This is a genomic window from Mesorhizobium sp. L103C131B0, from assembly GCF_000502275.1.
In the GTDB taxonomy this organism is placed as follows: Bacteria; Pseudomonadota; Alphaproteobacteria; order Rhizobiales; family Rhizobiaceae; genus Mesorhizobium.
The window spans coordinates 13,255-31,190 of sequence record NZ_AYXC01000019.1 but is presented as its reverse complement, the minus strand read 5'-3'; the positions used below and the strand labels follow the sequence as shown (position 1 = coordinate 31,190).

18 protein-coding genes are annotated in these 17,936 nt (G+C 63.9%); 7 read left to right on the top strand and 11 right to left on the bottom strand.

Translation table 11 applies throughout. From position 1 onward, the window contains the following. Positions 1–172: 172 nt before the first annotated feature. Complete coding sequence (locus X730_RS140640) at positions 173–2,467, top strand: cation:proton antiporter (RefSeq protein WP_023827254.1); 2,295 nt, start codon at positions 173–175, stop codon at positions 2,465–2,467. 30 nt (positions 2,468–2,497) lie between these two features. Here the strand turns inward: X730_RS140640 and X730_RS140645 are convergent, their stop codons facing one another. After that, positions 2,498–3,706 (bottom strand): MFS transporter, encoded by a 1,209-nt coding sequence (locus tag X730_RS140645; RefSeq protein ID WP_023735437.1) that lies wholly within the window; start codon positions 3,704–3,706, stop codon positions 2,498–2,500. 247 nt (positions 3,707–3,953) lie between these two features. On the opposite strand from X730_RS140645, the gene X730_RS140650 reads away from it, so the two are divergent. After that, entirely contained in the window at positions 3,954–4,382 is a 429-nt protein-coding gene (locus X730_RS140650; protein ID WP_155922514.1) for a VOC family protein, read from the top strand. Between the two features lie 95 nt (positions 4,383–4,477). Here X730_RS140650 and X730_RS140655 read toward each other — a convergent pair whose 3' ends face one another. Then, entirely contained in the window at positions 4,478–5,065 is a 588-nt protein-coding gene (locus X730_RS140655; protein ID WP_023673464.1) for a dihydrofolate reductase family protein, read from the bottom strand. Between the two features lie 137 nt (positions 5,066–5,202). Between X730_RS140655 and X730_RS140660 the strand changes: the two genes are divergently transcribed. Both X730_RS140660 and X730_RS140665 read left to right on the top strand, forming a co-directional pair. Next, complete coding sequence (locus X730_RS140660) at positions 5,203–5,619, top strand: helix-turn-helix domain-containing protein (RefSeq protein WP_023673465.1); 417 nt, start codon at positions 5,203–5,205, stop codon at positions 5,617–5,619. Between the two features lie 108 nt (positions 5,620–5,727). Next, positions 5,728–6,831 carry an NAD(P)/FAD-dependent oxidoreductase gene (locus X730_RS140665; protein WP_023673466.1) on the top strand — a complete coding sequence of 368 codons (1,104 nt, stop codon included), beginning with the start codon at positions 5,728–5,730 and terminating at the stop codon, positions 6,829–6,831. Between the two features lie 58 nt (positions 6,832–6,889). On the opposite strand, the gene gcvA is transcribed toward X730_RS140665, so the two are convergent. Continuing rightward, on the bottom strand, positions 6,890–7,789 hold the full coding sequence (gene gcvA / locus X730_RS140670) for a transcriptional regulator GcvA (RefSeq protein ID WP_023673467.1): 900 nt from the start codon (positions 7,787–7,789) through the stop codon (positions 6,890–6,892). Positions 7,790–7,920: 131 nt separating this feature from the next. Between gcvA and X730_RS140675 the strand changes: the two genes are divergently transcribed. Beyond that, complete coding sequence (locus X730_RS140675; RefSeq protein ID WP_023673468.1) at positions 7,921–8,625, top strand: SDR family oxidoreductase; 705 nt, start codon at positions 7,921–7,923, stop codon at positions 8,623–8,625. Between the two features lie 31 nt (positions 8,626–8,656). On the opposite strand, the gene X730_RS140680 is transcribed toward X730_RS140675, so the two are convergent. The 7 genes from X730_RS140680 to X730_RS140710 form a co-directional block, all read right to left on the bottom strand. Beyond that, a complete protein-coding gene (locus tag X730_RS140680; protein ID WP_023673469.1) occupies positions 8,657–9,559 on the bottom strand; it encodes a carbohydrate ABC transporter permease in 903 nt (300 codons plus the stop codon). A gap of 1 nt (position 9,560) precedes the next feature. Further along, positions 9,561–10,499, bottom strand: coding sequence for a sugar ABC transporter permease (locus tag X730_RS140685; RefSeq protein ID WP_023673470.1), 939 nt, complete (start codon positions 10,497–10,499; stop codon positions 9,561–9,563). A 102-nt stretch (positions 10,500–10,601) separates the two neighbouring features. Next, positions 10,602–11,927: an ABC transporter substrate-binding protein gene (locus X730_RS140690; RefSeq protein WP_023693796.1), complete on the bottom strand. Its 1,326-nt coding sequence runs from the start codon at positions 11,925–11,927 to the stop codon at positions 10,602–10,604. A gap of 39 nt (positions 11,928–11,966) precedes the next feature. After that, positions 11,967–13,052 (bottom strand): sn-glycerol-3-phosphate ABC transporter ATP-binding protein UgpC, encoded by a 1,086-nt coding sequence (gene ugpC, locus X730_RS140695; RefSeq protein ID WP_023673472.1) that lies wholly within the window; start codon positions 13,050–13,052, stop codon positions 11,967–11,969. 193 nt (positions 13,053–13,245) lie between these two features. Next, entirely contained in the window at positions 13,246–13,824 is a 579-nt protein-coding gene (locus tag X730_RS140700) for a DUF922 domain-containing protein (RefSeq protein WP_023712528.1), read from the bottom strand. Between the two features lie 64 nt (positions 13,825–13,888). After that, the gene (locus X730_RS140705; RefSeq protein ID WP_023827252.1) at positions 13,889–15,166 is read right to left on the bottom strand and encodes a D-tagatose-bisphosphate aldolase, class II, non-catalytic subunit; all 1,278 of its coding nucleotides are present in this window, start codon (positions 15,164–15,166) and stop codon (positions 13,889–13,891) included. Further along, positions 15,163–16,149, bottom strand: a complete 987-nt coding sequence (locus X730_RS140710; RefSeq protein ID WP_023827251.1) for a sugar kinase — start codon at positions 16,147–16,149, stop codon at positions 15,163–15,165. Before X730_RS140710 ends, X730_RS140705 begins: the two co-directional genes overlap by 4 nt. 210 nt (positions 16,150–16,359) lie before the next feature. Between X730_RS140710 and X730_RS140715 the strand changes: the two genes are divergently transcribed. Both X730_RS140715 and X730_RS140720 read left to right on the top strand, forming a co-directional pair. Further along, positions 16,360–16,989: a glutathione S-transferase family protein gene (locus X730_RS140715; protein WP_023827250.1), complete on the top strand. Its 630-nt coding sequence runs from the start codon at positions 16,360–16,362 to the stop codon at positions 16,987–16,989. A gap of 149 nt (positions 16,990–17,138) precedes the next feature. Beyond that, positions 17,139–17,372, top strand: coding sequence for a hypothetical protein (locus X730_RS140720; protein WP_081731640.1), 234 nt, complete (start codon positions 17,139–17,141; stop codon positions 17,370–17,372). 66 nt (positions 17,373–17,438) lie between these two features. Here the strand turns inward: X730_RS140720 and X730_RS140725 are convergent, their stop codons facing one another. Continuing rightward, the gene (locus tag X730_RS140725; RefSeq protein ID WP_023743905.1) at positions 17,439–17,936 is read right to left on the bottom strand and encodes an N-acetyltransferase; all 498 of its coding nucleotides are present in this window, start codon (positions 17,934–17,936) and stop codon (positions 17,439–17,441) included.

The window sequence follows — 17,936 nt, the reverse complement described above, 5'->3', positions numbered from 1 at the left end:
GCGCAATCGGTTGAAAATGTTCCGTCGCCGGCCCGGGTCTCGGCGGTTTATCCGCAGTCAGATAGGCCCGTTATGCGATTCAGGTAAGGAGGAACCTGCGGCGCGCCAAGGGAGCGTGGCGTGCAACCGATCTCGCCCTCAAAACGTTATACCGGGCACAATGAGGGGGTGCATGTCCTTCGTGGTCAACCGGCGCCGGTCGGTCGCGCTTGCCGCGGCAGCTTTCGCATTCATGCCGGCCGCATCGTTGGCAGCCGAAAAGACCGGCATGTCCAGCGAGGGCATTTTCGTTCTCGAAATCCTCCTTCTGCTTCTCGTCGGCCGCGGCATCGGCGAGTTGCTGGAGCGTCTCGGCCAGCCGGCGGTGATGGGTCAGCTCATCGGCGGCATCCTGCTCGGGCCATCGCTGCTCGGCTGGCTATGGCCGGAAGCAGAACGCGTGATCTTTTCAAGCGACGCCACCCAAAAGAGCATGATCAGCGCCATCGCCCAGCTCGGCGTGTTGATGCTTCTGTTGCTCACCGGGATGGAGACGGATCTGCGGCTGGTGCGCAGGGTCGGCCGTGCGTGCTTTTCCATCTCCGCCGCGGGCGTCGCCGTGCCTTTCGCGCTCGGCTTCACCGCCGCGCAGTTCATGCCGGCCTCGCTGCTGGCCGACGGAACCGAGCGCATTGTCGCCGGTCTCTTCCTCGGCACGGCGCTGTCGATCTCCTCGGTCAAGATCGTCGCCATGGTGGTGCGCGAGATGAACTTCATGCGCCGCGATCTCGGTCAGACCATCGTCTCGTCGGCCATCATCGAGGACACGATCGGCTGGGTGATCATCGCCATCACCATCGGCATCGCCACCAAGGGGCGCATCGAGCTCGGCAGCCTTGCTTTCACCATTGTCGGCGTCGCCGCCTTCATGGGGTTTTCCTTCACGATTGGCCGCCGCATCGTCTTCGACGCCATCCGCTGGACCAACGATACGTTCCGCAGCGAATACGCCGTCGTCACCGTCATTCTCGCCATCATGGGCGCAATGGCGCTGATCACCGATCTGATCGGCGTCCACACCGTGCTCGGCGCCTTCGTCGCCGGCATACTGGTTGGGGAATCGCCGATCCTGTCGCGTCATATCGAAGGGCAATTGCGCGGCGTCATCATGGCGCTGTTCATGCCGGTTTTCTTCGGCGTCGCCGGCCTTTCGGCGGATCTCACCGTGCTTGTCGACCACGAGCTTGCGCTACTCACGGCCGCTTTGGTGCTGATCGCCAGCTTCGGCAAATTCGCCGGCGCCTTCATCGGCGCCGAGCTTGCCGGCATGAGCCGCAAGGAAGGCATCGCCGTCGGTTGCGGCATGAACGCGCGCGGCTCGACCGAAGTCATCGTCGCCTCTATTGGCCTGTCGATCGGCGTTCTGTCGCACAATCTTTTCACCATGATCGTGACCATGGCCGTCATCACCACGCTCGCCATGCCGCCGACCTTGCGTTGGGCACTCGGCCGCTTGCCGATGGGCGAGAACGAGAAGAAGCGTCTGGAGCGCGAGGAGATCGACCAACGCGGCTTCATCGCCAATCTGGAACGACTGCTGGTGGTGACCGATGAGGGCGTTGTCGGCCGCTTTGCCGCTTACCTCGCAGGAGTCGTGGGCGCCGGCAGGCCGACGACGGTGCTGCATGCCCGAGGCGAGGGGGAGGAGGCCGAGCCCGGCACGGATGCGAAGCTCGAGCCGATCGAAAAGGGTGCCGAGGACAGCCGCGAGGCCGCCAGGAGTTCGGACGAGGAGCTGGCCCGCGCGGCGCCTGTCACGCGGCGCCACGAGGCCGAGCTTTCGGCCGAAACGGTTGCCAAGGAGGCGCGCAAAGGCTATGGGCTGCTGCTGATCGGGCTCGGCCGCGCGGTCACGTCGAAAGGTGGGTTTGCCCGCCGCATCAACGAGATCGCCGGCGCCTTCGAGGGCCCGCTATGCCTGGTGCTGAAGGCGACCGGCGCCGGCCGCCAGATGCCAAGGCTAGGACCTGAAGGCGGGAAGATTCTGGTTCCGGTCAACGGCACCGCGATCGCCCGCCGGGGTGCCGAAATGGCGCTGGCGATTGCAGCGGTCACGGGTGCGCGGGTCAAGATACTTTATGTCGCGCGCGTCGGCCGCGACGAACCGCGCGACACTGTCTCGCATCGCCGCAGGGAGGCGGTGCTGAAGGATACCGTCGCACTAGCCGACCGCTATGGCGTCGAGATCGAGACGGCCATCCGCAGCCGGGCCGCCGCCGCCGATGCCATTGCCCGCCAGGCCGGCAGGGGGGCGGCGCTGATCGTCATGGGCGTGGCGCGGCGCCCTGGCGAGGAACTCTTCTTCGGCGAGACGACCACCGGCGTGCTGCAGCGCTGCCAATGCCCGGTGGTGCTGATCTCGGACGCCAGGCTCAGCCGCGACGACGAGGGCAGAGAAGAGCTGCGCTCGGGAACGGGGACAGGGTGATGAGTATTTCCCCTCGAGGGGAAATTTCGCTCATGCCGCCTGCAGCCTCTCTCGGCCGGGCTGCGGCGGGAAGGCGATGGCGATGCCGGCAGCACCGAGGCCGATCAGCGCCGAGCCGATGAACAGCCAGGAATAGCTGGCATAGGCGTCGAAGATCATGCCGCCGGCGAGCGGGCCGAACGACATGCCGAGGCTGGACAACAGGGTCGCGGCGCCAAGTATCGTGCCGATGATGCGTGGCCCGAAATAGTCGCGCGCCAGAACCGCATAGAGCGGCATGACGCCGCCATATGTGGCGCCGAAGATGATCGCCAGGAGATAGAACTGCTCGAGATTGCCGACGGCGAGATAGGCGGCGATCACCACCGCCTGGATGGCGAGGCCCACGATCAGCACCGGCTTGGCGCCCAGCCTGTCGCCGAGCACGCCGTAGAGCACGCGCCCGCCAAGGCCGGCAAGGCCCTCGACGCTGTAGATCGACACGGCTGCCATCGGCGCCACGCCGCACGACATGGCATAGCTCACCATGTGGAAGATCGGCCCCGAATGCGCCGCGCAACAGGCGAAGAAGGTCATGCCCAGCACCAGGAATTGCGGCGAGCGCAACGCCTGGCCGACTGACATGCCGGGGGCCGCGGCAGGTGCGGGCGCGCTGCCATCCGCTGCCGCGACCGCCGCCGACGGCTGGAGCACCAGGAAGACGGCCGGCAGCAACAGCACCCAAGCCATGATCCCGATGTCGAACATGGCGGTACGCCAGTCATAGGCCGTGATCAGCCAGCGTGCGAAGGGCGAAATGGTCATCGGCGCCACGCCCATGCCGGCCGAGACCAGCGACACGGCCAGGCTGCGATGGGTCTCGAACCAGGCGGTGGTCAGCGCGATCATCGGCGCGAAGAAGGCGCTGGCCGCCAGCCCGACGATGACGCCATAGCTCAGCTGGAAGACCAGCAGCGATTGGGCTCGGCTTGCCACCACCAGCGACAGACCGAGCAGCACCGCGCCGGCAAAAACCACCGGGCGGGCGCCGACACGGTCATAGATGGCGCCCCAGGCGAAACCGCCTGCGCCCATCACCAAGAAATTCAGCGTCATGGCGCTGGAAATGCCGGTTCGCGACCAGTTGGTGTCGAGCGCCATCGGCTCGAGAAAGATCGCCAGCGAAAACATCGCGCCGAGCGCCACACAGGTCATCAGCGCGCCGCACGCGACGATCACCCAACGGTAGGAACTGTTCATGCTCTTCTCCCGAGATCGGTTTCGATGCGGCGCCACTCGCTCCAGCTCCGTTGCGCCGCTTGCGTCCGAAGGACGTTGGCGGGATTTCGAATCCGACGATCCGATTGCATTTTTTATCCGGTCTGCGTGGAAGTCCATCCGGATATGACAAAAGCAGGGGCGTAAGGCTGCCAAGCGCGCCGACAAGATAGACTGCCGAATTGACGAGCCGCTCCGCGGCACTAGCTTTGTGGTCTCGCGACGGGAGATATCGCTCATGGAACTGCATCGCGGCCGCCTCATCGACCACGTCCAGCTGGTGGTCAGGGACCTCAAGGCGAGCCGGCGCTTCTATGAAGCCGTCTTCAAGGTGCTCGGCATTCCGATCGGCGGCGAGGCCGAGGACTATTTCTGGGCCGACGAGCTGTTCATCTCAAGCCTCGACAGCCGGGCGGCGAGGGGACAGCTGACCGGGCGCCATCATCTGGCCTTCCAGGCCAGGGACAAGGCCATGGTCGATGCGTTCTACAAGGCTGGCCTCGATGCCGGCGGGGCCGACAATGGCGCGCCGGGTGAGCGGCCCTACCACCCCGGCTACTACGCCGCCTTCCTGCTCGACCCCGACGGCAACAACATCGAGGCGGTGTTTCACGGGCCGGCAAAGCGAAGTGCCGCTTCGGTCGAGATCAATTTCTAGCGCAGGTTCACGAGGAGCGGGTTGCGGTGATCCGTCCGGAGTTCTCGCAAAAACAAAGAGTTGAAGCGGTCCACGGATTCAATCTCTGAACTGCTTCACATTGCCGGCGCGTAGCGGTTCACCACCATTCCGCAGGCATAGGCTTTAGAGCCGAGCAGGCGCAATTTCAGGAAGCCGCCACAGTCGAAAATCCGCTCGCCGTCGCCCAGCGCGGCCGGATTGATGAACAGCTGGAACTCATCGACCAGTCCCGCTGCAATCAGCGCCGAGGCAAAGCCGGCGCCGCCGAATACCGCCATGTCGCCTTCACCTTCAGCTTTCAGCGCCTTGACCTCGCGCGGCAGGTCGCCGCTGGCAAGCGTCGTGCGCTCCCACCGCGATGCCGCGAGCTTGTCGCTCAGCACCACCTTGCGCGCCTCGACGATGCGCTGCGCAAAGGCGTAGAAGGGATCGCGCGGATAGTTTTTTGCCGCATTGCCCCAATGGGTTAGATAGCCTTCTTCGGCCATCTTGCGGCTGAGCAGAATGGTATCGATGCCGGCGAACACCGCGTTGAAATCCTGCTTCAAGTCGTCGTCCCACGGGCAGTTGGCGCCCCATTCCCAGAGCTGCCAGTGCTCATCGCCGGCCGCGCCGACAAAACCGTCGACCGACATCTGCATCTGCAGGATCAGTTTTCTCATCGTTGTTCTCCTGATTGAGCTCTGGTGTCACCAGCGCCAGGTCAGGCGGCGTTGGTGATTGCTTTACTTTCGGAACCATTGACACGAGAGAAAAATGATGTCAATAGTAAAGTGATTTAGAAATGGAAGCATTGAGAATGTCGACCAGGGAAAGATCCGGCTGCCCCATCAGCCTGTCGCTCGAATTGCTCGGTGACCGCTGGACGCTGCTGATCATCCGCGACATGATTTTCGCGGGAAAAAGGCACTTCCGGGAGTTTCTGCTATCAGGCGAAGGCATCTCGTCGCGCACGCTGGCCGAGCGGCTGCAGACCTTGCAGGATGAGGGCATTGTCACCAGAAGCGACGACCCCACGCACAAGCTCAAGGCGATCTATAAGCTGACCGAGGCGGGCATCGACCTGTTGCCGGTGCTGGCGACGCTCGGCGCCTGGGGCAGCAAATACCGCAACGCCGATGACAAGCTGGCAAGGATCGCCGATGAACTGGCGACGGGCGGCGAGGCAGGCCTGGAGCAGATAAAGAAGAAGCTGCGCGCCGAGCATATCGGCTAGGGAGCAACGCCAGCCCTCCCGTCGCGGCCGGGATGCTGCGCAACGGGTGACTTGTCCCGCCTGCGCCTCTGCACATAACCTCTGCCAACCCGGCGGGAGGAGAATCGCTTGGACACCACTGTCGTTATTGTCGGCGCCGGGCCTGCCGGCCTTGCGGTCGGTGCCTGCCTGAAGCGGGCAGGAGTGGATTTCATCCTGCTCGAAAGATCGCAGGAGATCGCGCCCGCCTGGCGGCGGCACTATCGGCGACTGCATCTGCATACAGTCAAGTCGTTCTCGTCGCTGCCGTTCCTGCCCTTTCCCAAAAACTATCCGCGCTACGTGCCGCGCGAACTGGTGGTCCGTTACCTCGACGACTATGCGGAAAAATTCGATCTGCGCCCGCGCTTCGGCATAACGGTGAAAGCCATTCGCCGTACCGACAGCGGTTTTCTGGTCGAGACAGGTTCGGACAACCTGAAGGCGCGCCATGTCGTCATCGCCAGCGGTAACAATGCCGAGCCGATCGTCCCCCGGCTCCCTGCCATCGAGGCTTTCAAGGGCGAGGTGCTGCACAGCGCCGACTATACGCAAGCGGCGCCCTTTGCTGGCCGCTCGGTGCTGATCGTCGGCATGGGCAACACCGGCGCCGAGATCGCGCTCGACTTGGCGGAAAGTGGCGCGCGTCCGACCATTTCGGTGCGCAAGGGCGTCCACATCGTGCCGCGCCAGCTGTTTGGCGTGCCGATCCAGATGGTCGGCATCGCCAGCCGGCCAATGCCGCAGGCGCTGAACGAGTGGATGTTTCCGATCATCCTCGATTTCGCGCTGGGCAAGCTCGAGAGATACGGCATCGTCAGGCCGAAGCAGGGCATCCTGCAACAGATCGACGAAGTCGGCCGCATCCCGGTCATCGACGTCGGCACGGTCGACGCCATCACCAAAGGCGCCATCAAGATCGCACCCGACATAGCGGGCTTCACCGAGCGCGGCGCTGCGTTCACCGACGGCAGGCTGGAAAATTTCGACGCCGTCATCCTCGCCACCGGCTATCGCCCGGGCTACGAAAAGTTTCTGCCCGTGGAATTGCAGCCGGAGCGCAGTGGCGTCAACGCCCGCGCCTCGCAACTCGGCCTCTACCTCGTCGGCTTCTACAATCCGGTCACCGGTCTGCTCAGGGAAATTGGACGCGAGGCGAAGGCAGTGGCGGCCGACATTGCTCGGCGAGGCTGAAAGGGGCGGCGTCGGCCAAGCTGCGGATCTCCCGCCTTGCGGGGAGATCGGCTATCTATCACAGCCGCGCCGCATCGCCCTCATCCAGCAGCCATTGCCGCACGGCTTGCGTCGGTTCTGGGTGCCGTTGCTTGCGCGGCATCACGACATAGAAATCGTGCGTCCCACGCATCTCCGCGTTGATCGGCTGCACCAGCCGGCCGGCGGCAATGTCGGCAGCGACGAGGAAACGGCTGGCCAGTGCGATGCCTTGGCCGGCAATGGCGGCGTCGATGGCTAGGCCTGTCTGGTTGAAGCGCATGCGTTTGGCCCCGGTGGCCATCCTCAGGCCGAGCGCTCTCTCCATGAATTCCGGCCACAGATTGTGCGCGTCGTGCAACAGGACATGATGCTGGATATCGGCCGTCGCGATCTCGTTCGCCTCGGTAGGCAGCAGGGCAGGGCTGCAGATGGCGACGATCTGCTGTGGGAACAACAGGTCGACCATCAGCCCGGCGCCGAAGGGCGGGCGGCCTTGCCTGACCGCAATGTCGACGCCGTCGGCCTGAAAACTCGACAGGTTTTCGCTGGCCAGGATTCGCAGATCGACGAGCGGGTTGTGCGCGACGAACTCCGGCAGTTTCGGGATCAGCCATTTGGTGGCAAAGCTCGGCGTGACGCTGATCGTCAGCCGCGCCGGTTCGGGCCGCAGCAGCAAGGTGGCCTCCGAGATCAGCTCGAAGGCGCGGCGGATGTTCGGCATATAGGCGCGGCCCTCGTCGGTGAGCGCCAGGCCGCGCGGCAGCCGGTCGAACAGCTTTGCGCCGAGATCCGCTTCCAGCCCGCGTATATGCTGCGCCACCGCCCCTTGAGTCACGTTCAGCTCCTGCGCCGCGATACGGAAGTTGAGGTGACGCGCGGCGGCTTCGAAGGCACGCAGCGCATTCAACGGCGGCAGGCTCAGGAAGGCTTCAGGCATGCAGGAGTTTTTCTACAGCTTGATTTCAGGCTTTCTGGTTCGAACCAGATGGCAAAACCGTTTATAGCACTGGTCGAACCTCGGAAACATGGATTTTAGAGTCCCGCCAACCCGCACGAAGGAAAATCGAGATGAGTGTAGAAAAAGTAGCAGTCGTCGTCGCGGGCGGCAGCGGCATGGGTGCGGCGGCGGCCAAGCGGCTGGCGGCGGACGGGTTCAAGGTCGCGATCCTGTCGTCCTCCGGCAAGGGCGAGGCTCTGGCCAAGGAGCTTGGCGGCCTCGGCGTCACCGGCTCCAACCAGTCGAATGACGATCTGCAGCGGCTCGCGGATCTGACGCTCGAGCGCTTTGGCCGCATCGACGTGCTGGTCAACAGCGGTGGCCACGGGCCACGCGCGCCGATCCTCGAAATCACCGACGAGCAGTGGCACACCGGTCTCGACGTCTATCTGATGAACGTCATCCGGCCGGTGCGCATCGTGGCGCCGCAGATGGTCAAGCAGAGGGCTGGCGCCATCATCAACATCTCGACCGCCTGGGTGGTCGAGCCGAGCCCGATGTTCCCGACATCCGCCGTGTTCCGCGCCGGGCTTGCCGCCTACACCAAGATCTTCGCCAACACCTACGCCGCCGACAATGTGCGCATGAACAATGTGCTGCCCGGCTGGATCGACAGCCTGCCGGCCACCGAGGAGCGCCGCGACAGCGTGCCGATGCAGCGCTACGGCACGTCGGAGGAGATCGCCGCGACCATCGCCTTCCTCGCTTCCGAAGGTGCGGGCTACATCACCGGCCAGAACATCCGCGTCGACGGCGGCATCATCGGCGCGATCTGACCGCGCCGGTCGCCTTGCGTGAGCCGGCGCGTCACTCCTTCACCGCGCCGGTCATCGACGAGACATAGTGCTCGACGAAGAACGAATAGAGCACCACCACCGGCAGCGAGCCGATCAGCGCTCCCGCCATCAGCGCCCCCCATTCGTAGACGTCGGAGCGCACCAACTCGGTCAGCACACCCACCGGCACGGTCTTGTTTTCCGAGGACTGGATGAATGTCAGCGCATAGATGAACTCGTTCCATGACAGGGTGAAGGCGAATATGCCGGCGGAGATCAGGCCCGGCACCGACAGCGGCAGCACGATCTTGGTGAGGATCTGCCACCGGCTCGCTCCGTCTATCAGCGCGCATTCTTCCAGTTCGAACGGGATGGAGCGGAAGTAGCCCATCAACAGCCACGTGCAGAACGGCACCAGGAAGGTCGGATAGGTAAGGATGAGCGCGAAGGGCGTGTCGTAGAGCCCGAGGTTGAACACCATCACCGACAGCGGAATGAACAGGATCGAGGGCGGCACCAGATAGGCGAGGAAGATGCCGAGGCCGACCTGCCGCGCCCCGGAAAAGCGCAACCGCTCGATCGCATAGGCGGCGAACACCGACGCCAGCAGCGACAGGAACGTAGCGGCGGTCGAGATGATGATCGTGTTGAGCAGCCAGCCCGGATAGGAGGTCTCGAACAGGAGATAGCGGATGTGCTCCAATGTCGGATGCACCACCCAGAACGGATTGAACTGCGCATAGTCGGTCATTTCGAGATTGGGTTTAACCGCCGTGATCGTCATCCAGTAAAACGGAAACAAAAGCACGAAGACGAACACCAGCAGCGGCAGATAGACCGTCACCACGCGACGCGGCAGGCTCTGCAGGTAGCCCATGCCGCCTTCGTCGATATCCCCACGTTTCGCCTTCCTTGTCGCGGCCGTCTTGACCATGTCAGTCTCCGCCGCCTTGTTGCCATTTGCGGCGTTGCAGGCCGAAATAGCTGAACAGGATCGCCGCCAGCAGGAACGGGATCATGGCCACCGCGATGGCCGCGCCCTCGCCAAGCTGGCCGCCGGAAATGCCGCGCTGGAAAGACAATGTCGCCATCAGATGCGTGGCATTCACCGGTCCGCCCCGGGTCAGCACGTAGATCAGCTGGAAATCGGTGAAAGTGAACAGCACCGAGAAGGTCATGGTGATGGCGATGATCGGCGTCAGCAGCGGCAGAGTCACATAACGAAACAACTGCCAGCGACTGGCGCCGTCGAGCGTGGCCGCCTCGTAGAGCGACTGCGGAATGGTCTGCAGGCCGGCGAGCAGCGTGATGGCGACGAAAGGAATGCCGCGCCAGACGTTGGCGGCGATAACCGAAGCGCGCGCATTCTCCGGATCGCCGAGGAAATTGATGCGGTGGTCGATCAGGCCCATTTGCTGCAGCGCCCAGGACAGGATGGAGAACTGCGAATCGTAGATCCACCAGAAGGCGATGGCTGACAGTACAGTGGGCACCACCCAGGGCAGCAGGACTATCGCGCGGAAGAACGATTTGAACGGCAGGTTTTCATTGAGGATGAGCGCCAGCCACAGGCCGAGCACGAACTTCAGGATCGAGGCGCTGACCGTGTAGAGCAGCGTGTTGAAGACGGAGAGCCAGAAGACGTTGTCATTCCAAAGGTACTGATAATTCTCGACGCCGATGAAGATGCCGGGGCGGCCGATCCGGGCATCGGTGAAACCGAGCCAGACGCCCAGCCCGAGCGGATAGGTCAGGAAGACCAGCAGCAGCGCCGCCGCCGGCAGCATGAAGCCGAAGCCCAGCGCGTTGCGGCTTTCGGAGATCCGCGAAAGCATCGACGGACGCGGCTGGGCGGCAACGGACGGCACGGCCATGGAGGGCTCCTCATCGGGGAATCAGGTCACGGCGTCAACGGCCGCCATGGGATTGTGCGACGGGCCGGGCAGCGCACTAGACGCTGCCCGGCGGTGCCGTGATCAAACGCGGTAGTAGCGGTTGGCGCGCTTCTCCGCCTCCTCCATCGCCTCCTGCGGCGTCGCCTGGCCGGTCACCGCCTTGGCAAACATGTCGACCAGGACATAGTCGGCCATGGTCGCCGCCGAGGCATAGCCGAGCGGCCCGGCATAGCCGTTGGGGCGCAGCGTCGCCGAGGCCTTGGCATAGGCGGCATTGTTCGGGTCGGCCGTCCACACTGGATTGTTGTCGAAGGCCTTCAGCGTCTGGCAGCAATAGCCCGCCGAGGAGGTGATCCAGTCGGTCATCTGCGGATCCTCGAACATGAACTGCAGATAGGCCTTGGCCGCATTGGGGTAGGGCGTGTAGTTGAAGATGACTGCGGTGGTCACCTGGAACAGTTCGACCGATTTCCCGACGGGACCGATCGGCAGGTTGGTGGTGCGGATGTCCTTGGCGATCTCAGCCAGCTTCGGATCGTTGTCCTTGTTGATCTTGGCCGTATTGTAGGCGGAAATGCCGTTGGCGATGACGCCGAGTTCGCCGGCCAGGAAGGCGCGGTTGTTATTGACGTCGAGCCAGCTTTCGGTCCCGGGAATGAAGGTCTTGTAGAGTTCCTGCGCGTATCCGATCGCCTTTAGCGTCTCGGGGCTGTTGATCGCCACCTTGCCGCTCTCGTCGACCATCTGGCCGCCATGGCTCCACAGCAGCCAGTGCGCGTAATTGTTGCCGTCGCCGACGCCGTGGCCGTGCGTGAAGCCAGCCGGATGTCCCTTCGCCTGCAACGCCTTGCAAAGCTCGAGGAAGCCTGCCGTGTCCTTCGGAAATTCGGAGAAGCCGGCCTCCTTCACCCAGCTTTCGCGATAGACGATGGCATTGCCGATCGTGGCCAGCGGCAGGCCGACGAACTTGCCGTCCCGCGTCGCATATTGCTTTGGTCCGTCGTGCCAGCCGCCATATTTCGAGCCCAGATACTCGCCGAGCTCGGTCACGTCGTGCAGCTTGTCGGGATATTGATGCGGGTCGTCGAACCAGACGAACATGAGGTCCGGGCCGGAACCGACATTGGCGGCGACCGCTGCCTTGGGGCGAATGTCCTCCCAGCTTTCCTTGTCGACACGAACCTCGACACCTGTCGCCTCGGTGAAGCGCTTGGTGTTGGCCAGCCATTGATCCTCATCGCCCTTGACGAAGGGCGACCAGCGCAGCAGCCGCAGCTTTGCGCCTTCCTCGGGCTTGTATTTCAAGCCCTCCTGGGCAAAAGCCGGCGAGCCGACGAACCGGCTTCCCAGAGCTCCCGCCGCGGCACCTGCGGTCGTGCGGATTACATCGCGTCTCGTGAATTTCATGGTCGTCTCCTCCGGTTTATCTTCCTTGCTATGCGGTCCTTACCATCCGTTACGCGTTTCAAATCGTGTTCCGGTCTTGCCGTCAAAGAGATGAATCAGGCCAGGCGCGGCAGAGAGCCGTATGGATTCGCCCGGTGTTAAGGCATGGCGTTCGCGGAAATTGGCGACGATCTCGTCGCCGCCGGCGGTGCGGCCGATGATCTGCACTTCCGACCCGGTCGGCTCGACCACCGCGACGGTGACTGGAATGCCTTGGTCTGACGATAGCCGCAAATGCTCGGGCCGTATTCCCAGCACCACCGGATGACCGTTGCCAACGGCCGGCGCGCCGGCCAGCGGCACGGAAATTCCCCCGGCGCCGCGAAAGGACGGAGACCCGTCGGTGACGATCTCGCCCTTGATCAGGTTCATGGCGGGCGAGCCGATGAAACTGGCGACGAAGAGATTGTTTGGCCTGTCGTAGAGCTCCAGCGGCGGTCCGATCTGTTCGACGATGCCGTCATGCATGACCACGATCTTGTCGGCCATGGTCATGGCCTCGATCTGGTCGTGGGTGACATAGACTGTGGTCGTCTTGAGCCGCTGGTGCAGTTCCTTGATCTCGGCGCGCATCTGCACCCTGAGCTTGGCGTCGAGATTGGAGAGCGGTTCGTCGAACAGGAAAACCTGTGGATCGCGCACGATCGCCCGGCCCATGGCGACGCGCTGGCGCTGGCCGCCGGAAAGCTGGCGCGGATATCGCGTCAGCAATGGCACCAGCCCGAGGATTTCGGCGGCGCGCTGAATGCTGGTAGCGCAATCGGCCTTCGAAACACCTTTGAGCATGAGCGAGAACGCCATGTTCTCGGCGACCGTCATGTGCGGGTAGAGCGCGTAGTTCTGGAACACCATGGCAACGTCGCGCTCTTTCGGCGCAACGTTGTTGACGACCCGATCCCCGATCGCGATCTCGCCCCGAGAAATCTTTTCCAGGCCGGCGATCATCCTGAGAAGGGTCGATTTTCCACAACCCGACGGGCCGACCAGCGTGACGAATTCGCCGTCGTCGATATCCACACTGACGCCATGCAGGACCTCGACGGTCCCGAACGATTTGTAAACATCGCCGATCGCGACAGACGCCATCGATCTCCTCCCGAATGCTTCTTGCGACGCCCCGAAGGAAACCGCTCCTCTCCTGCCTCGCGACCGTCTCCCATTCCCCAACAGGTCGCGTGACGATCAGACGGTAGCGCTACCAAGCCTGCCTGTAAAGCGGCCATGCGGCCGGTGCTCTTGTCGTTCGGAACACCGGCGCAATGACCGGTTCGCCGGCAAACTACCCCCCATTCACAAAAGCCAGCACCAGCTTCTGCAGGTTTCCGCCGGGGCCGAATTCGACCCGGTCGAAGTCGCGGCTCGCCTGCCGCTGAGCCAGCGAGATCTGGGCGAGTTGCCTCGTCAGCTCGGTTCTGATCTTGCTGCAGGCGGGGTCATCAGTAACGGTCAGGCCGACGCTCACCGCCTCGATCTTGCGCACCATCTCGGCGATGGCTGCGCCATGCACTCTCTCGTGGGCGGCGAGCCCGGCGATGAACACCGTCCAGTTCTTCTGGACGGAAGCCGGCAACGGTTCGGCCGGCTTCGGCAAGGTGTAGGTGATGATCAGTTTCGGGCGCGCCGATTTGAGCACGCAGGCGTCGCCTTGCGGCCTGTAGTCCCTGGTCCAGGTCAGCTTGAAATTGGTGTGCGCAATGACCCGACCCTTGCCGAGCAAGGGGCCGGCTTCGCCGATCGCGGCATAGAGTTCCGGGCCGGTCCGCCCTGCGATGGCGTAGGTCTCGACCTTTTCGACCGGCTTCCAGTCGGCGCGTGCCGGCGACGCCAGCAGGGAGGCCGCGAACAGGAGAAAGAACATGGCTGGTTTCATGGAAACGTCAGAGACACTGGGCTGAGGCAAAGATCAACCCGGCGCAATGCACTCAGGTCCCACGGCAGGCCGCGTCATAGTCGGCCAGCACCTGATCGACAGCTTCGAGAAGGATAGCCTCGGGATTGCCCGCCGGCCCGAGTTCGGCCGGCAGCGCCGGCAGGAATTGCCGCATCAGCGTTTCGGGAATGGCAACGTCGTCCAGCGCCTTGCGCAGGCGCTCGACGGCCGCGACAGCGGTGGGGTTGCTCCAATAATAGCGGATGCGGTCGCTGTAGCTGTAATGCCGCTGCACATAGAGCTCTGCTTCATTGCCATGATAGTGGCTGTGCCAATGGCCGGGGGCTGCCAGCATCGCGCTTTCCATGGTCCGGGCGAGCGACCGGTCGCCATAGTCCCTGGCCATTTCGGAGGCGATCAGGTCGAGCCCGTAAAGCGCCTCGCGCAAGGCGAAGGTCAGGCCGGGGCCGACCTTGAGGATGGGAAAGCCGTTTGCGACCAGCGCGGTCAAAGCCGCACGGCTCTGGTAGTCGGTCGAATGCGCCTCGTAGACGAGCGACGGCTGCTCATCGAGCAAGCCGGTCAGGCCCTTGGATTTCTCGGGCGCGTAGGCGACGACGTTCTGGCTGCCGAATTCCACGCCCGGCTGCACGACCACGGCGATGACGCGGCCGAAGGCCTCGGACAGGCCTTCGCGGGCAAAGATCTCCCGGTGAACCTCGATCGTGCGCCGCGCCGCCGCCGCCTCGGTCGGCTTCAACTCGCTGATCGCATGGTCGACTCCGCCGGGGGCGGGGACTTCGGTGCCGATGATGTAGACCGGCAAGGTGCTGCCTGCGGCGTGCGCGCCCGTTTCGGCCGCCTTTGCCAGCCGCGCCGCCCGGGTGGCGATGGTCTCGTCGTCAAGCGCCGCCGGCTCGCCGGCGCAGCCCATCGATGCGTCGAGATGGATCTTGGTGAAGCCGGCCGCGATATAGGCGCCGACCATGGCCTCGGCCTTGTCCATCGCCTGCGCCGCCGGCTCTGCGCGCCACGGGTTCGGTCCCAGATGGTCGCCGCCGAAGATGATGCGCGAGGCTTCCAGCCCTTCGCGGCAGGCAATCTCCAGCACGAAGGCGACGAACAGCGCCGGGGTCATTCCGGTATAGCCGCCGAACTGGTTGACCTGATTGCAGGTTGCCTCAATCAGCAGGTTTTTCTCCCTGTCGGCAACGGCGCGCCTGATCGCCGTCTGGATCACCAGCGGATGCGCGGAGCAGATCGAGGTGATGCCGTAGGGCGAGCCGTTTTTGCGCGCGCTGGCGAGGCCTGCAAGCGGGTTGGCGCTCATGTCCGTCTCGCTGTTCCCTTGATGAATTGGTCAAGCGCATCGAAGCCGGCGGTGCCTTCCATCGGGCCGCGCCGGGTGACGTTGCGGGCGCCGGCGGCATTGGCATAAAGCAGCGCCTTGCCGGGCTCCATCCCCTGGCGCCGGCAGGTCAGGTAAGTGGCGCCGAAACAATCGCCGGCGCCCGTCGGGTCGACTTCCTCGACCTGAAAACCGGCGCAGTCGGTCCTGGCGCCCTCGGCGCCGAACCAGGAAGATCCGTCAGCACCGCGCTTCAGCACGATCTCGCCGACGCCCCTGGCAAACAGCGCCGCCACCGCCTGATGCTCGTCATCGACGCCCGCCGTAGCGAGCAATTCGTCGCCGGACGGCAGCAGCAGGTCGGCATCGTCGATGAGTGCGGAAAACAGTGCGCCGTCGGAGCCGTCGATCAGCTCCTTGCGCACATTCGGGTCGAATGAGGTCGAGCCGCCGCGGGCACGAACCGCCTGCACTGCGTGGCTGACGATCTCCTTCAGCCCTGCCACCGACAGCGTCGATCCCATGATATGCAGATGGCCGGCCCTGTCCGCCAGCAGGCGCGCAGCAGTGGTCAGGTGGATCTGCCCGGCGGCGGATTCGGCGATGTTGTAGACGAAGTCCCTGATACCATCGGGCCGGTAGCGCACGAAGGCGCATCCCGTCGGGAAGCGGTCGCTGATATCGACGGCTGAGACGTCGACGCCGTCGAGCTCCAGCCTGTCCAGGTTGAGCGTGCCGAAATCGTCGCGGCCGACGCAGCCGATAATGCCGGCGCCGCCCCCCAGCCGCGCAACCTGATCGATGAAGATCGCCGGCGCACCGCTGGGGAATGGCCCGACGAGCGTTTGCGGCTCGAGGAAGCCGAAACCCCGTTCCGTCGCCATGATCTCGACCAGGATTTCGCCGGCGACGATCGTTGGCCCCACGGCCTCGGCGGCGATCTCGCTGCGGCGCGAAAGGCTCATGCTTGCGATTCCTCTCACACGCAGACTGATTGCTTGCCCGCGCAGTTATCCGACGCAAGTGTTTATCGGGTAAATCGCACATATAGCGAAGTCAATAAAACTTTACATGCGTATAGTTTATCTGTTTTCGCGCGTACACATTGCAGGATTCGGGTGGCTGGTATCGTGGCACCGTGCAAATCAGGCGTCGACCCCAGCGAAAGGACAGCCATGCTCACGCTTCATGATTATTTGCCGTCGCAAAACGGTTGGAAGGCGAGGGTCGTCCTCGGCCTGCTTAACATTCCCTATGAAAGCCGCCTGGTGTCGATTTTCGAGGGCGAGAGCCACACCGACGCCTTCCTGAAGCTCAACCCGGCCGGCGCCGTTCCTGTGCTCGAACTCGAGGATGGCCGTGCGATCGCCGAATCGAATGCGATCCTCATTTATCTCGCCGAAGGCACGCCCTTGCTGCCGGCGGATCGCTATGTCAGCGCGAAAATTATGCAATGGCTGTTCTTCGAACAGTACCATGTCGAGCCGGTCATCGGCTCCCTGCGCTTCTGGACGCTGGCCGGAAGGCTGGAGCGCAACCAGGCGATGGTTCCGGCCAAGCGCGAAGCCGGCGCCAGCACGCTGGCAGCGCTGGAGCGCAGCCTGAACGACACGCCGTTCCTTGTCGGCGACACGCTCACCATCGCCGACATTGCTGTTTATGCCTGCGGCCACCGTGCCGAAGATTGCGGCTTTGCGCTGGCGGCTTACCCGGCGGTCCTCGCCTGGACGGACCGGGTGCGCGACGCCATCGGTCCCGGCTATTCCGTGCATCTCTACAGCATCGATCCGCACTCGACTGCTTGACGGCAAAAGGCGCGCGCGTTCACCTTGCTTAGTCGAAAAGAAGACCCAGATTCTGCTTTGTCGGCGGTTTTTACTCGCAATCCGTTGGCTGGATGGCCGGGTCTCGGCGTCATCTCGACGACCGGCCGGCACTTAGCATGGAGGTGACCATGACACGCAACGACATCATTTCGGTGTTGGGGCCGGTAGACGAGGCAGTCATAGCCGACATCGCGCTGACCGGCGCCACCCTTGAAGAACTGCGCGAGGCGTTCGCCTGGCTCGGTGCCGACGAGGCGCTGGTCAACGAGGGCCGCCCCTTGCCGGGAACGAAGGTGGCGCGGCTGATCGAAATTCTCGATATGCCGGACGACGAGGACGGCCGGCAAGCGGCGGCGCAGTAGGCTGTAGGCGTAGGGTATCGGTCTGCGCCACCTTTTTCCCTATTCCCTACGGCCTATTCCCTCCCCTTACGCCCTCGACAGCAGCCGGCGCATGATCAGCGAGGCGTGGCCGCCAACGCCGTGCGCGGCCGTGCGGCGCTCGACCACTTCGAAACCGTGCTTGCGATAGAAGGCGATCGCCCGGTCGTTGCCCTCGATCACTTCCAGCGCAATGCTGGGGATGCCGGCATGCGCGACAAGCACCGCGTGCAGCAGGTCGGTGGCGAGCCCGCTGCCGAACTCTGTCTTGTCGATGTGCAGCCGGTCGAGCAGGACATCGCCACGATCGTCCATCGCCGCCATCGCGTAGCCGGCGATCGAACCGTCCGGCCGTTCGGCCACGAACGACATCTTGTTGTCGTCCGCAAGTTCCTCGGCCAGCCGCTCGGGCGCATGCTTGTCGTCCGAGAGCCGCGCGGTATTTTCAGGTCCCAGGATCGACGAATAGGTGCGCCGCCAAGACTCTCCCAGCAGCCGCGATACCGACGCTACATCGTTCTCTGTCATCGCCCTGATCTGAACCAT

Excerpts from the sequence above, each read along its gene's own strand:
- X730_RS140720 (WP_081731640.1), top strand. The coding sequence starts at position 17,139 with ATGACACGCAACGACATCATTTCGGTGTTGGGGCCGGTAGACGAGGCA.
- ugpC (WP_023673472.1), bottom strand. The coding sequence starts at position 13,052 with ATGGCGTCTGTCGCGATCGGCGATGTTTACAAATCGTTCGGGACCGTC.
- X730_RS140675 (WP_023673468.1), top strand. The coding sequence starts at position 7,921 with ATGAGTGTAGAAAAAGTAGCAGTCGTCGTCGCGGGCGGCAGCGGCATG.
- gcvA (WP_023673467.1), bottom strand. The coding sequence starts at position 7,789 with ATGCCTGAAGCCTTCCTGAGCCTGCCGCCGTTGAATGCGCTGCGTGCC.
- X730_RS140640 (WP_023827254.1), top strand. The coding sequence starts at position 173 with ATGTCCTTCGTGGTCAACCGGCGCCGGTCGGTCGCGCTTGCCGCGGCA.
- X730_RS140705 (WP_023827252.1), bottom strand. The coding sequence starts at position 15,166 with ATGAGCGCCAACCCGCTTGCAGGCCTCGCCAGCGCGCGCAAAAACGGC.
- X730_RS140725 (WP_023743905.1), bottom strand. The coding sequence starts at position 17,936 with ATGGTTCAGATCAGGGCGATGACAGAGAACGATGTAGCGTCGGTATCG.
- X730_RS140645 (WP_023735437.1), bottom strand. The coding sequence starts at position 3,706 with ATGAACAGTTCCTACCGTTGGGTGATCGTCGCGTGCGGCGCGCTGATG.
- X730_RS140680 (WP_023673469.1), bottom strand. The coding sequence starts at position 9,559 with ATGGTCAAGACGGCCGCGACAAGGAAGGCGAAACGTGGGGATATCGAC.
- X730_RS140700 (WP_023712528.1), bottom strand. The coding sequence starts at position 13,824 with ATGTTCTTTCTCCTGTTCGCGGCCTCCCTGCTGGCGTCGCCGGCACGC.
- X730_RS140685 (WP_023673470.1), bottom strand. The coding sequence starts at position 10,499 with ATGGCCGTGCCGTCCGTTGCCGCCCAGCCGCGTCCGTCGATGCTTTCG.
- X730_RS140655 (WP_023673464.1), bottom strand. The coding sequence starts at position 5,065 with ATGAGAAAACTGATCCTGCAGATGCAGATGTCGGTCGACGGTTTTGTC.
- X730_RS140715 (WP_023827250.1), top strand. The coding sequence starts at position 16,360 with ATGCTCACGCTTCATGATTATTTGCCGTCGCAAAACGGTTGGAAGGCG.
- X730_RS140710 (WP_023827251.1), bottom strand. The coding sequence starts at position 16,149 with ATGAGCCTTTCGCGCCGCAGCGAGATCGCCGCCGAGGCCGTGGGGCCA.
- X730_RS140660 (WP_023673465.1), top strand. The coding sequence starts at position 5,203 with ATGTCGACCAGGGAAAGATCCGGCTGCCCCATCAGCCTGTCGCTCGAA.
- X730_RS140690 (WP_023693796.1), bottom strand. The coding sequence starts at position 11,927 with ATGAAATTCACGAGACGCGATGTAATCCGCACGACCGCAGGTGCCGCG.